Annotated in this window: 12 protein-coding genes; 8 read left to right on the top strand and 4 right to left on the bottom strand. The window is 70.7% G+C overall.

Annotation, left to right across the window (positions count from 1 at the left end; translation table 11 throughout):
* The 3 genes from ACFY9I_RS35235 to ACFY9I_RS35225 all read left to right on the top strand — a co-directional run.
* Positions 1-3023 (top strand): condensation domain-containing protein (locus ACFY9I_RS35235; RefSeq protein ID WP_391009266.1); only part of this gene is annotated, 3023 nt, incomplete at its 5' end.
* Positions 3020-4330: an MFS transporter gene (locus ACFY9I_RS35230; RefSeq protein ID WP_391009263.1), complete on the top strand. Its 1311-nt coding sequence runs from the start codon at positions 3020-3022 to the stop codon at positions 4328-4330. The genes ACFY9I_RS35235 and ACFY9I_RS35230, both read left to right, overlap by 4 nt.
* Positions 4311-6755, top strand: coding sequence for a penicillin acylase family protein (locus ACFY9I_RS35225; protein ID WP_391009260.1), 2445 nt, complete (start codon positions 4311-4313; stop codon positions 6753-6755). Before ACFY9I_RS35230 ends, ACFY9I_RS35225 begins: the two co-directional genes overlap by 20 nt.
* A gap of 79 nt (positions 6756-6834) precedes the next feature.
* Here the strand turns inward: ACFY9I_RS35225 and ACFY9I_RS35220 are convergent, their stop codons facing one another.
* On the bottom strand, positions 6835-7425 hold the full coding sequence (locus ACFY9I_RS35220; protein WP_391009257.1) for a TetR family transcriptional regulator: 591 nt from the start codon (positions 7423-7425) through the stop codon (positions 6835-6837).
* Positions 7426-7516: 91 nt separating this feature from the next.
* Between ACFY9I_RS35220 and ACFY9I_RS35215 the strand changes: the two genes are divergently transcribed.
* Positions 7517-8932, top strand: coding sequence for an MFS transporter (locus ACFY9I_RS35215; RefSeq protein WP_391009254.1), 1416 nt, complete (start codon positions 7517-7519; stop codon positions 8930-8932).
* Between the two features lie 237 nt (positions 8933-9169).
* On the opposite strand, the gene ACFY9I_RS35210 is transcribed toward ACFY9I_RS35215, so the two are convergent.
* Complete coding sequence (locus ACFY9I_RS35210; RefSeq protein ID WP_391009252.1) at positions 9170-9823, bottom strand: TetR family transcriptional regulator; 654 nt, start codon at positions 9821-9823, stop codon at positions 9170-9172.
* Between the two features lie 179 nt (positions 9824-10002).
* Here ACFY9I_RS35210 and ACFY9I_RS35205 point away from each other — a divergent pair, with 179 nt between their 5' ends.
* The 4 genes from ACFY9I_RS35205 to ACFY9I_RS35190 all read left to right on the top strand — a co-directional run bounded on the left by ACFY9I_RS35205 (position 10003) and on the right by ACFY9I_RS35190 (position 12454).
* On the top strand, positions 10003-10401 hold the full coding sequence (locus ACFY9I_RS35205) for a VOC family protein (protein ID WP_391009249.1): 399 nt from the start codon (positions 10003-10005) through the stop codon (positions 10399-10401).
* 95 nt (positions 10402-10496) lie between these two features.
* Positions 10497-11153, top strand: coding sequence for a DapH/DapD/GlmU-related protein (locus tag ACFY9I_RS35200; RefSeq protein WP_391009246.1), 657 nt, complete (start codon positions 10497-10499; stop codon positions 11151-11153).
* Entirely contained in the window at positions 11150-12043 is an 894-nt protein-coding gene (locus ACFY9I_RS35195) for a virginiamycin B lyase (RefSeq protein WP_391009243.1), read from the top strand. Before ACFY9I_RS35200 ends, ACFY9I_RS35195 begins: the two co-directional genes overlap by 4 nt.
* 63 nt (positions 12044-12106) lie before the next feature.
* Positions 12107-12454: a YciI family protein gene (locus tag ACFY9I_RS35190; RefSeq protein WP_391009240.1), complete on the top strand. Its 348-nt coding sequence runs from the start codon at positions 12107-12109 to the stop codon at positions 12452-12454.
* Positions 12455-12695: 241 nt separating this feature from the next.
* On the opposite strand, the gene ACFY9I_RS35185 is transcribed toward ACFY9I_RS35190, so the two are convergent.
* Positions 12696-13076, bottom strand: coding sequence for a DUF6069 family protein (locus ACFY9I_RS35185; RefSeq protein WP_391009237.1), 381 nt, complete (start codon positions 13074-13076; stop codon positions 12696-12698).
* Between the two features lie 20 nt (positions 13077-13096).
* Positions 13097-13708, bottom strand: a complete 612-nt coding sequence (locus ACFY9I_RS35180) for a TetR family transcriptional regulator (protein WP_391009234.1) — start codon at positions 13706-13708, stop codon at positions 13097-13099.
* Positions 13709-13857 lie beyond the last annotated feature (149 nt).

The following is a 13857-nucleotide window of genomic DNA, read 5'->3' as shown; positions in this document are numbered from 1 at the left end:
TGGCCCGGCTCACTTCCACGGGCGAGTACGAGTACCGGGGCCGCAAGGACGACCAGGTCAAGATCCGCGGCTTCCGCATCGAACTCGGCGAGATCGAGCAGGCGCTGCGCGCCCTGCCCTCCCTGGCCGAGGCCGTGGTGGTCGCCCGCGACCTGCCCGGGCGGGGCAACAGCCTCGTGGCGTACGTCGTCCCCGTCGGAGAACCCGGAGAACCCGGAGAACCCGGAGAACCCGGAGAACCCGGAGAACCCGGAGAACCCGGAGAACCCGGAGAACCCGGAGAACTCGAAGAACAGCGACTCTCGGCAGAGCCGCTGCACGAGGCACTCGGAGTGACGCTTCCCGACTACATGATTCCCCGCGTCTTCGTACGCCTCGACCGGCTGCCGCTCACCCGGAACGGCAAGGTGGACCGCAGTGCCCTCCCCGAGCCGTCCGCCGACTCGACCCTCACCTTCCCGGAGGCCGGCCGCGAGGAGACGCCGGCCGACGCCGTCGAGGACCATGTCCTGCGGATCGTCACCGAGCTGCTGCACCTCGACCGGGCGGATCCGACCGCCGACTTCTTCGACCTGGGAGGCCACTCGCTGCTGGCCACCCGGCTGTTGGCCGGGGTACGAGCCGCCTTCGACGTCGAGGTGCCGCTGCGCGAGTTCCTCGGCGAGCCCACCCCGCGCGCGCTGGCGGCCGTCGTCCGGGAGCGCCTGGCGGAGCCGTCACGCGGAAGAAGCCGGGGCTTCGGCATCGTCAAGGCACCAGCGGCCGCGCACCATCCGGCCACCGACGCCCAGCGGCGGCTGTACTACCTCTCCCAGCTGGAACCGGACAGCCCCGCCTACCACCTGCACACCACGCTGCTGCTCGAGGGCGGCCTGGACGCCGAGGCGCTGGAGCGGGCCTTCACCGCCGTCGTCGAGCGGCACGCTCCGCTGCGTACCGTCCTCCACGTGGAGGACGGCGAGCTCGTCCAGGTCGTCCGGCCCGCGGAGCCCCTCCGGCTGCTGCCCGAAGAGCTGCCGCAGTATCCGGGCGAGGACTGGCGCCTGGCCGTCGACCGGCTGGCGGGGCGGGAGTCCGTCCGGCCCTTCGACCTGGGCGGCGACCCCATGCTCCGGGTACGTCTGGTCCGCGTGGCACCCGCGCTGCACGTCCTCCTGATCACCGCGCACCACATCGCCACGGACGGCTGGTCCATCGCCGTACTCGGCCGCGAACTCAAAACCCTGTACGCCCACTTCCGGAAGAACCCGCAGGACGAGCGGCACCCCCTCGAACCGCTCCCGCACACGTACGTGGACTACGCGTACAGCATGCAGCAGTGGCTCAGCGGGCCGGACCGGGAACAGGACCTCGCGTACTGGGAGGAGCGGCTGGCTGCGCTGCCCACCGTGCACCGGCTGCCGCTCGACTCGCCACGACCGGCGGGAACATACTCGGGGGACACCGTCACCACCCGCCTGACCGGGCCGGTCGCCGACGCGGTGCGGCGAACCTGCCGCCAGGAGAACGTCACCCTCTTCACGTTCCTCCAGGCGGCCTTCTCGCTCCTGCTGGCCCGCCGCTCCGGCAGTGACGACATCGTGGTCGGCAGTCCCGTGGCGAACCGGCCGACGGCCGAACTCGACGACGTGATCGGCATGTTCGTCAACACCATCGTGCTGCGGACCCGGTTGGACAGCGCCGCCACCTTCAGCGAACTGCTGGCCCAGGTGCGTGAGCAGACCATTCGGGACCTGGAACGTCAGCACCTCCCACTCGCCCTGCTGCTCAAGCGGCTGAACCCCCGGCACAGCCCGGACCACGCACCACTTTTCCAGATCATGCTCGTGCTGCAGAACATCGAGGCGGCGGCGCTCGACCTGGACGGACTCGACGTCATCCCGCTACGCAGCCCCGACCCCGGCGCGCAGGCCGAACTGATGCTCGACGCGGTCGAGGGAGCCGGGGAGCTGACGTTCCGGTGGCGCTACAACACGGGCCTGTTCCGCAGGGACTCGATCACCGGCCTGGCAGAGGAGTTCGCACAGCTGCTCACCCACCTCAGCGGCACAGCAGAAGCCAGGACGGCGCCCCTGCGACAGACCGGACGGCCCGCGGCATCCACCCCCACCGTCCGGTCACCGAAGACCTCCCTCGGCGACCACTCCGCCCTCGTGCGCCTCCGGCAGAACCCGGCGGGCGCAACCCCCGTGTTCGCCCTGCCCGGGGTGCTCGGTCTGGGCGAGTCCTTCGCCCAGCTCTCCTCCCACTTCCGGGACCGCTCCTTCTACGCCCTCTCCACCGCCGACCTGGTGCGGGCGCACGACGGAGAAGCAACCGCCGTGACCCTCGCCAGGGAGTGCGCCCGGATCATCACCGCCACCGTGGAGGGCGGCCCCCTCCACATCATCGGCCACTCCTACGGCGGCTCCCTCGGCTTCCACGTCGCCGAGGAACTGCGTGAGCGAGGCGTCCCGGTCGCCGGTCTGGTCCTGCTCGACGCACTGGACCCGCCCGCGCTGGCGAAGACACTCTCCGGCGGTCACGACGACCAGCTCCTGACGTTCCTCGCCACGCTCGGCGGCCTCTTCCCCGGCCTTGCCCGGCACCGGGACACCGACCTGCGGGAACTGCTCCGTACGGAGTCCACCGAGGCCGTCCTGAAACGTGCGGAGAGCATCATCGGACCGCCCGCCGTGGAGTTCTTCGAGGGCGGCCTGGAGACGGCCTTCCGGACCTATCGGCGCACGTGCGACCTCAGCTGGCCCGAACCACGGGCCGCCGAGCATCCCGCCCTCTTCGTCAGGGCCGAGGCGACAGCCGGCAGGTCGAGCGCGGACCGTCCGACGGGCTGGTCCCGGTACCTGCCCGGCACCCTCCGCGTGGAAGGCATCGACGCCGACCACGAGGGCATGCTGCGCAACCCGCACGCCGGGCGTCTGGCCGAACTCCTGCAACGGTTCCTCAGCGCGCACGACGCTCCGCCCGACACCGGCAAGCCCGGCACGAACTCCGCACCAGGGAAAGGCGCCACAGCGCGATGACCCCCACGCCCACCCCCACCCCCACACCCAGCGCGACACTGCCCGTCCTGGCGCGGGTACTGATCGTCGGCGCCGGCGTCATGAGCCTCGCCAACTCGGTCACCGTCCCCTTCCTGGCCGTGTTCCTCCGCAAGGAACTCGGGCTCCAGCCGGGCATGATCGGCTTCATCATCGGCTCGTCCGTGTTCTTCTCGATCTTCGCCGGGTTCGTCGGAGGTTCGCTCTCCGACATCCTCGGACGGACCCGGCTGCTGCTGATCTCCCTCCTGGGCGTGATCGGGTCCTTCGTCGGCCTCTACTTCAGCCACGGCGTCCTGGCGGTCTTCGTCTTCAACGCGACGCTGGCGTTGAGCAGCAGTTCCTTCGGGCCGGTGGGCAAGGCCTTGCTGAGCGACCTGCTCCCGCCGGAACGACGGGTGAAGACCTTCTCGTACCAGTACATGGCCACCAACATGGGCTTCGCCGTCGGACCGCTCGTCGGCGCGGCGATCGGTCTGGCCGGCGGCAGGTCGGCGTTCCTCGTCGGCGCGGCCGGCTATGGCGTCTACCTGCTCGGCCTGGCCGGAATCCTGCTGCTGACATCGGCGTCGACCGCGTCAGCAGCAGCAGAGCCCAGGCGGACGGCCGCGGACACGGAGGGGCTCGGCAGCGCGCTCAAGGGGCTCGCGGAGAGCGCGCGGGTCGTGGCGACCGACCCGCGCCTGCTCTTCCTCATCCTCGCCGGACTGCTGCTGGAGGCCGTGCACGGCCGCGTCTCCTCGCTGCTCGCGCAGCATCTCTCCGACGGCTTCGTCGACGGCACCGTGATCCTGGGGTACGTGCTGACCGCCAACGCGGTGACCGTGGTGACGCTGCAACTGTTCGTCTCCCGGTTCATGGATAAACGCAACCCGGTGACATCCATAGTCGTCGGTGGTCTGCTGACCGTCCTCGGCATGGCCGGCTTCGCGTTCTCGCAGGAGATCTGGCACTTCGTCGCCGCGATGGTGGTGTTCTCGCTCGGTGAGATCCTCATCTATCCGGCGGAGTTCGCCATCATCGACCGGATCGCGCCGGAGGAACGCCGAGGCGCCTACTTCGGCGCGCAGACCTTCGCCCAACTCGGCGTCTTCATCGGCCCGTTCACCGGCGGCCTGCTGCTCGCTGCCTACGGCGGCACCACCATGTTCCTCGGTGTCGGCTGCTTCGCCCTGCTCAGCGTGATCATCTATCTGTTCGTCGGCCGACGGATCCCCGGACTGGGCACCTCAGCCCCGGATCGCGCGGCGGAGCACTCGAAGGAGGAGCATGCCGGCGAGGTGGCGTGAGAGGGGGCTGCGGCTGCTGACACTGCCCAGCCTGCGCGCCCAGCAGAGTCGTGGCCGGCTCCGGCTCGGCGGGCTGATCGAGGGCGCCGACATCCGGCGCGACGAACGAGGCGTCCCCTTCGTCACGGCCGCCGACGAGCGCGACCTCTACTTCGCCGTCGGCCACGCCCAAGCGACCGACCGGCTCTGGCAGATGGACGTGCTGCGGCGCAGGGCCCTGGGACGGCTGGCCGAGATCTTCGGCGCCGCCGTGGTCGACGAGGACATCCGGGCCCGGAAGCTGGCGCTCGGCCGGGTCGCCCGCCGTTCCGAGGCGTTGCTGTCCACGGAACACCGGGCCAACCTGGTGGCGTTCAGCGACGGGATCAACGCCGCCGTACGAAGGATGCGGCGGCGGGGCGGTCTCCCCGTGGAATTCGTACTGCTGCGCTACGGCCCCGAACCGTGGAGCCCGCAGGACTCGATCGCCATCATCAAACACCTCGGCTTCGACCTCGGCCGGAACCTCGCCAACGAAGCGTTCCGTGCCCGGCTCGCCCGGGAGTGCCCCCAGTACGCGGCGGCCTTCACCACCCCGAAGTACCCGGCCGACGGGGCGGTGACCATCCGCCTGGCCTCCGCGGCCCCGGCGAGCGGGACGCCCGTGACCGAGGCCGGAGCCGGGGCACCCTCCCCGGCGGACCTGCCCCCGCCCTCGCGGGCCTGGTTCGACGCCCTGCTGCGCGGCGAGCGGCCCCTCGGCTCCAACGCGTGGGCCGTGTCCGGTGCCCGTACGGCTTCCGGGAACCCGCTGCTGGCAAACGATCCGCACATCGTTCTCACCCAGCCCAGCCTCTGGTACCAGATGGGCCTGCGGCTCGACGACCGGCCGGCCGACGAGGGAGCGGCGGCGGACGGCACGACCGGCTACGGCGTCACCGTCCCCGGCGTGCCGGGTCTGATCGCCGGTGCCAACCGCCATCTGGCCTGGGGCATCACCAACTCCACCGTGGACACCCAGGACCTGTGCACGCTGCGGCCCGACGCCGACGCCGACGCCGACGCCGACGCCGACGCCGACGCCGAAACCGACGCCGACGCCGAAGCCGGCGCCGGCCAGGCGCCGGACGACGCGTGGACCGAGGACAGCGTCATCACCGTACGAGGCGCGGAGCCCGTACGGGTACGCGCGGCCGGCGGCGCACGCCACGTCGAACTGGACCCGCCCGGCTCGGTCGGCGAAGCCCGGTACGGCCTGTTCTGGAGCGGCCTGGAGCCCTCGGTGGAGATCGAGGCATGCCAACGGATGTGGCGCGCGCGGGACTACCCGCAACTCCGGGACGCACTGCGCACGTTCGGGGTCCCGGTGCTCAACGTGGTGGTGGCCTGTCAGGACGGCACCATCGCCCTGAAGACTGCGGGGAACGTCCCCCTGCGAGTGCCGGGCAGCAGTGGGAACGTCCCGGCCGGACACTCCCAGGTCGCACGCTCGTGGGAGGAATTCCTCGGCTTCGACGACCTGCCGGAGGTGGTCGACCCGCCCGAGGGATACATCGTGTCCGCCAACCACCGGCTGTTGCCTGCTACGGCTCCGCTGGACCTGGGGGTGGACTGGCTACCGCCCTACCGTGCGGAGCGGATCGAGGAGCTGATCACCGCGGAAGGCGATGTCACCGCGGAGGCGTGCGCCCGGTGGCAGTCCGACCTCCTGAACGGCCGGGCCCGCCGGGTGCTGCCCACCCTGCTCGACGCGCTGGACCGGGAGCCCCCGGAAGCGCCGCTCGCCGTCACCTGCCGTCGGCTGCTGACGGAGTGGGACGGCCACGACCACGGCCATCTGGCGGCACCCCTGGTGTTCTTCCGGCTTATGCAGATGCTCACGGAGCACTGGATCGGCAGCCGTCTGGGAGAGGAACTGGCCGCCGCCATGCCGGACGTGACCCTCCAGGTCGATCACCTGGTGCTCACTCCCGACGCCAGAGTGGCACTCGGTGACTGGGAGACGCTGTCGGCGGTGGTGTGCCGCGCGCTGGCCGAGACAGCGCTGCGGATCGCCGGGGATCTGGGCGAGGACCCGTCCCAGTGGCGGTACGACCGGGTGCACCGGATCAACGACCAGCACCCGCTCGGCAGGGCCGTCCCCGCACTCGCCCCGCTCTTCGGCGCGCCCTCGACACCGGCCGGTGGCAGCTCACACTCGGTCGGCCTGGCCTCGTCCTCCCCGAAGGGAGGTGTGATCGACGGAGCACCGTGGAGGTTCGTGGCCGAACTGACGCCCTCCGGCCCGGGGTTGTGGGACGTCCTGCGCCACGGCGCCTCGGGCAACCCGGCCTCCCCGCACTACGACGACCAGACCCCGGCCCACACCGAGGGGCGGCACCACCGCGTGGATCTCCTGGCCCTCCCGGACGCCGCACCGAGCCTGCTTCGCCTCCGGGCCCGCTGATCCGACTCAGCCGGCGTCCCGGACGGTGCGGTACATGCCGATCGAGGCGGGCGCTTCAAGGATCCAGGGTCTTCGCCTGCTACAGGTCCAGGGGCGGGGTGTAGGCCGCCAGAGTGATCTGGGTGATGAAGCGGGGGGCGTCCTCCGGATCCAGTGTTCCGTCGGCCACGTCTGCCACCGTGCCCTTGAGGATGTGGTGGAGAGCGCTCGCCAGCCAGCTCGCGGGAAGGTCGTCGCGGAAGACGCCTTCGGCCTGTCCACGAGTGATCAGGTCACGGACGCGCTGCTCGGGCCTGGCATGGAGGGCGTGGATCCGTCCTGGGGGCAGTACTGTCTGCGCGGCTTCGAGAACCGCGCTCGCTTGCGCGATCAGGAGCCAGCTCGACCGGATGAGGGCGTCCAGCGCGCTTCGGGGATCGCCTGTGAGGTCGAGGCCCTCCAGAACCTCGTCGCCCTGTGTGAGCAGGCGTGTCAACGCCGCCTCGATGAGCCCGTCCCGGGACGGGAAGTGGCCGTACAAGGTGACCCGGCCGACCCCCGCGGCCTGGGCGATCTGGACCACGCTCGCGTCGGAGTTGCGGCTGAGGCAGTCGATCGCCGCGTCGAGGATCTTCTCCACGTTCTGCTGTGCGTCGGCTCTGCGGGTGGCTCCGGGAACTGGGCGAGACATGCAACTCCGTAAGTCGAACACCAATGTACGGGTTAGAGTAGCGCCCAGAACTCGAACACTGGTGTTTGACTTACTGAGAAGGGGGACCGCCATGACCGAACCGATGGCTGCCACCACTCCCGTTGCCAGTCCCGACCCACGCCGCTGGAAGATCCTGGGGCTCGTGGGCGTCGCACAGTTGATGCTGATCCTGGATGTCACCGTTGTCGCCATCGCCCTGCCGCACCTCGGCGCGGATCTCGGGCTCGAGCGCGAGGCTCTCACCTGGGTCGTGAGCGGCTACACCCTCGCCTTCGGCGGCCTTCTCCTGCTCGGAGGCCGCGCGGCCGACCTGTTCGGGGCCCGCCGCATGGTCCTGGTGGCTCTGCTGCTGTTCGCCGGCGCCTCGCTGCTGGCGGGCCTGGCCACGTCCGGACCCGTCCTCCTCGGGGGGCGCGTGGTTCAGGGCCTCGCGGCGGCCATGCTGTCTCCGGCCGCTCTGTCGCTGATCGTCACGCTCTTCGACGGTGAGGAGCGCAACAAGGCGCTGGGCATCTGGTCCTCACTGGGCGGCACCGGAGCGGCGTTGGGCGTGCTCCTGGGAGGACTGCTCACCGCGGGCCCCGGGTGGCCGTGGGTGTTCTTCATCAACGTCCCCGTCGGTGTGGTGGTCTTCGTCGCTCTGCGGATGCAGCTCCCTCCGCAGCCGCGCCCGGCCACGCGGGGCCGGCTCGACGTGGTGGGCGCGGTGCTGGTGACCGCGGCCACCGGCACTCTGACCTACGCCCTGATCCAGGCCGGCGACAAGGGGTGGGCCACGGTGACGACCGCCGGGCTGGTCGTCGCCGCCGTGCTCCTCTACGGGGCCTTCGTCGTCCGTCAGCGCCGGGCGGAGTCTCCGCTGATGGACGTGCGGCTTCTGGTCCGCCGGCCGGTCGCGACAGGAGCGCTGCTGATCCTCGTGGCCACCGCCTTGATGATCATGGTGTTCTTCCTCGGCACCTTCTCCCTGCAGGACCACCGCGGATTCGGTGCGCTCGAAACCGGCCTGCTCTTCCTGCCCGTCGCGCTGGCGACGATGGTCGGGGCGACCGCGGCGGGGCGTGTGATCGGAAGCACCGGACCTCGAACGCTGGGAGTGGTCGGTCTTCTCCTCGCCGCCGCCGGCATGCTGATTCCGGCACTCTGGGACAGCACTCCCGCTCTGGTGACCGGCATCGCGGTCGCTGCCGCCGGCACCGGGGTGCTCTTCGTCGTCGCCTCCGCCACCGCGCTGGGCCAGATCGAACCGCACGAAGCCGGTCTCGCTTCCGGAATCGTGAGCACGTTCCACGAGTTCGGTGCCTCGCTCGGCGCTGCCGTCGTCTCCAGCATGGCCGCGGCGAGCATCGCCGGAACCGACGAGGCGGGCTTCTCCCGCGGCTTCACCACCGGCGCCGTCGTGGCCGCCGTAGTAGCGGTCGTGGCACTGTTCGTGACACCGGGGCGTGGTCCCCGCGAGAGTGCTCAGCAGGTGGATTCGGTGTGATGTGACCGGTCGGAGATGTACACGGTGTCGCCCGGCCGTGGGTAGATGAGCGGTTCGCGGAACTTGGGGCGCTGGAGGGGTGGAGGCGGCTGCACGGGTTCATCGGACGCAGCCGCCTGTCGTCAAACGATCGTTTGACGACAGGCGGCATCTGTCCAGCGCGCCCCCTGGAGGCGCGGCCGTTTCGGCGGCTGTCACAGACCGGGCGCCGTCGGAACGCCGACGAGCGAGGCCTGGTCACGCTGCGGCGTAGTCCGCGAGCGACGGTGCCAACAGGCCGAAGGCACTGTCCGCCTCTGCGGTGACAGTGGCGGAGATCCGGGCGTTGTCCTGGCCGATGAGGGTGAGTTCCTGGATGCGCCGGAACAGGGTGCGGTGTACGGCGCCGAGCAGGGCGGCGGCGGTGCGGGGGGTGATGTCGCCGCGGAGTGCGCCGGTGGCATCGGCCAAGGCGTCTGCCAAGGCGGCCTCTCGCAGGTCGTGCAGGTCGCGCAGTCGGGCGGAGAGGGTGGGGCTGTCGGCGATCATGCGGGCGAAGTCGGGGCCGGAGAACCCGGCGACCGGGTCGGCGTTCGCCGCCGCTTCGCTGAAGGCGTGATGCAGGGCCGACAGGGCCGACTCGCCGGTCCGACGGCCGGTCACCGTACCGGCCAGGGTGGCGATGAAGGCGTCCTGGTGGTCCAGGGCCAGATCCTCCTTGCGCGGGAAGTAGTTGGTGACCGTCTTCTTCGCCACCCGCGCGGCGGCGGCGATCTCGGCGATGGTGGTCTGCTCGAAACCCTGGGCGAGGAACAAGCCGGTGGCGACGTCGGAGATGAGCTGACGGGTCTCCTGCTTCTTGGATTCCCTCAGGCCGGTAGGGGGTGCGGACGAGGTAGCGTCGGTAGTCATGGAGCAATCTTACCCTCGTGGCATTTTTATGTTGACATCCTTGAGGGGGTTCGGTTTAAGTTTACGTCCGTAATAAGTTTCCCCCGAAGGCCCGTAATCTGCCACGCTGCTCCGGCTACTGACCTGAGCCCACCCGGCACCCACGCTCCACCTCCCGGAAACCACTGAGGAAAGGCACCTTGCAGATCACCGCGTCCACCGTCTCGCTCACCGTCGACGATGTCGCCGCGTCCCAGCGGTTCTTCACCACCCGCCTCGGCTACGTCGAGCAGGCCGCCGCCGATGGGTTCGCCTCACTGTCGCGCGACGACGCCGCGATGGACATCGTCCTGCTCGCCCGCGGCACCGAGGTGCTACCGGCCGACCAGCGCGACCAGCACGCCTCCGGCCTGATCCTCGCCTTCACCACCACCGGCATCGCGCAGGAGGAGCAGCGGCTGCGCACCGAGGGCGTCGAGATCACCATGCCGCTGCGCGAGGAGCCCTGGGGCGAACGCCTCTTCCAGGTCACCGACCCCAACGGGGTGATCGTCCAGTTCGTCGAATGGGTCACCCCGCCCGGCCCCGAGAACGCCTGACCGCCCACCGCGTCGGGCCGAATCCGGGCCATGCCCCGGCAACGCCCGGCCCGGACCGTGTGCGACATCCCGCAACCCGGCAAAGGACCTCGACCTTGTCACCTGATCCGACCACCGTTCACCCGCTGCCCGCCCACGACCGCGTGGTGTTCCTCAAACCGCTGGTCACCTCACCGAACATCGCCGTGGGCGAGTACACCTACTACGACGATCCGAACGGCGCCACGGACTTCGAGCACCGCAACGTCCTCTACGCCTACGGGCCGGAGCGTCTCATCATCGGCAAGTACTGTGCGATCGCCTCGGGAACCACATTTCTGATGGCCGGTGCCGAGCATCCGACGATGGGGGTGTCCACGTACCCGTTCACCATGTTCGGCGGCCGGTGGGCCGAACAGACCCTGGACATCGTCACCGCCATGCCCAGCCGCGGCGACACGGTCGTCGGCAACGACGTCTGGTTCGGCTACCAGACGACCGTCATGCCCGGCGTGCGGATCGGCGACGGCTCCATCATCGCGGCCGGTGCCGTGGTCACCGCCGACGTTCCGCCCTACACGATCGTCGGCGGTAACCCGGCCAGACCGATCCGACAGCGCTTCACCGACGCCGACACCACGCGGCTGCTGCGCGCCGCGTGGTGGGACTGGCCCGCCGACCTGGTCACCGAACACGCCCGCACCATCATGGCCGGAGCTCCGGCCGACATCGAACGCATCGCCACCGAGCACGGTTTGGGGAAGCCCCTTTGACCCGGATATCCATCGAAGAGCACACGGTGGCCGACAGCGAGGCCGGACCCTACGCCCTCACCACGGGGACGGACGGCGCGTTATGGTTCACCCTCGTCCACAGCGGCCGGATCGGCCGCCTCGTCCCCGGTGAGGAGCCGACGAGCCACCGGCTCGACCCCACCTGCGGGCCGACCGTCATCACACCCGGACCCGACGGCGCGCTGTGGTTCACCGAGTACCGGGCCGACCGGATCGGGCGGATCACCACCGACGGCGTCATCGACGAATTCGACGTGCCCACACCCGGCTGCGGACCATTCGGCATCGCGACGGGACCCGACGGCGCGCTGTGGTTCACCGAGACAGCCTCCGACCGCATCGGCCGTATCACCACCGACGGCCACATCACCGAGTTCTCGCTCCCGGTCACAGGCGCCTTCCCCTCCGCGATCACCGCCGGTGACGACGGGATGTGGTTCACCCTCAACCAGGCCGGCGCCATCGGCCGGATCGACATGACTGGTGCGGTCGACATCCATCCCCTGCCGACGGAGGCGGCAGCACCGGTGGGGATCGCCTCAGGCAACGACGGGACCCTGTGGTTCGTCGAGATCGCCGCCGGTCAGATCGGACGGATCACTCCCGACGGGCAGATCACCGAGTTCCCGCTGCCCGACCGCACCGCCCGACCGCACGCCGTCACCGTCGATGAACACGGCGCCGCATGGTTCACCGAATGGGGAGGCAACCGCGTCGGCACGATCACCCCCGACGGCTCCGTCACCGTCCACGACCTGCCCACTCCCCATTCCGAACCGCACGGAATCACCGTCGGCCCCGACGGTGCCCTGTGGACGGCACTGGAGACCGGCGCACTCGCCCGCATCGCCGCGAACAGCGCCCCCTGACCAGGCTGCCCCCGTACATTCCATCAGCAGCGGTCGCCCGTACGGCGGCCGGAGAGGAACCTCATGAAATACGCACTCGTGATCTTCGAGACGGACGAGTCACGCCGCCGGATCCAGGCCGACCGGGCCGCATACCGCAAGGAATACGAAGGCTGGATCGGCAGCCTCGCCGCCGCCGGGAAACTGGTCGGCGGCGAGGCCCTGGAGACCGAGCACATCGCTCCGGCGACGGTGCGCACAAAGGCCGACGGGACATCAGTGGTGACCGACGGGCCCGCGCAGGCCGGAGAGGAAACCCTCGGCGGCTGGTTCATCATCGAGGTGGCCGACCGTGAGGAAGCCCTCGAACTGGCCAAGAGCCTCCCCACACCGGAGACCATCGAGATCCGCCCGATCCTCGAATCCGCCTGAACAACACGGGAGACCGGTCATGGGTGACGCCTGGGAGGCCGTCGGCGCCCTCGCCATCAGCCCCGACGGCCGCACGCCGTCGGTGGGCGGTGGGCGGCGAGGCGGGGAGCCTCGGATTCGCCTGCTGGGGAGGTGCTGACGGGGACCGCCCGTCCGGGGCACTTCGACGGTCGACCCGGCCGCGCGCTGCCGCAGGGCTGCCTCCGGCCGGTGCTGTTCACGGCGTACTCGGTGCCGGCGGTCACCCCCCGGCGGCACCGGCTCGCGCCCCGGGGGACCTGCCGCCAAGCCCCAGGATCAGCACCGCCGCCACGTGCATCAGAGCGAGGGAGATCCGGGTGCCGCCGTCCATGCCGTCGCCGACGAGCGGCAGGAAGGACATGGCCAGTGCGGCGCCGGCCACCACGGTCCAGATGGCGGGGGCGCGCCGCGCCCCGAACCGCTCCAGGGCGGCCAGCAGCCCCCATCCGGAGAGCGACGCGAGGAGTGCGACGACCGCCACGGGTACGGCGCCGATGTCGAGCGTCCGTTCGCCGTCGGCGATCCGCAGCCGGTGCCCCAGCAGTGGGTCCGCGATCAGCCACACCAGGACGGGGGCCAGGACGGCCAGGGCGGTGACCACCGGGCGCCTTCTGCGCGCGTTCACTCGGCGCTGCCCGAGAGCGCCCCGTGCAGGAAGACCTCCACCAGTTCCTGCGGGGTCAGGTCGGGCTCGTCCTCCGTACGCGGCTGGGTGAAGAGCAGTCCGAAGAAAAGGGCCGCGATCTGCTCCGGCGGTCGGCGCAGGCCGGCCTTGTCGGGCTCCAGCAGCTCCGCCAGGGCCGCGCGGATACGGGCCGTCGAGTCGTCGCGGCCCGCGCCGCGCACCGTGCCGGGGTGCTTGCCGCCGCGATGCCCCAGGGAGCCGAGGATCGCGCCCATCCTGGACAGGTGCGCCTGCAGCGCCTCGGCCGCCTCCGCGAGCCGGTCGGGCAGCGGCTGGGACACGTCGATCGCGTCGAGCTCGCGGACCGCGTGTTCGGGGGAGAGCGCCTCGGACACGCAGGCCTGCAGCAGCTCGTCCTTGTCGGCGAAGACCCGGAAGATCGTGCCCTCGCCGATGCCCGCGGCGCGGGCGATCTTCGCGGTCGTCACCGCGGCGCCGTACTCGGCGATCAGCGGGATCGCGGTCTGGATTATCATCTCGCGGCGCCGCTCCGGCGACATGACGGGGGCGCGGCGGCGTGTGGTTCGGTTCTCCTCAGGTGCTGTCATGACTCCGAGCGTACGGAGTGAGCACTCACTCCGTCAATGAGTGAGTGCTCACTCCGCCCACTTCACCCATGAGCGGCTGCGTGCGTCGGTGGCGGGTCGGGGCGCGCTCCGACGGGTGGCGGGTTGGGGAGGCGATGCCCCGCTACCGG

It is taken from the genome of Streptomyces sp. NPDC012510, from assembly GCF_042955065.1.
Classification (GTDB): Bacteria; Actinomycetota; Actinomycetes; order Streptomycetales; family Streptomycetaceae; genus Streptomyces.
Note: the sequence above shows the minus strand (reverse complement) of the source record. Positions and strands in the feature narration are given on the sequence as shown.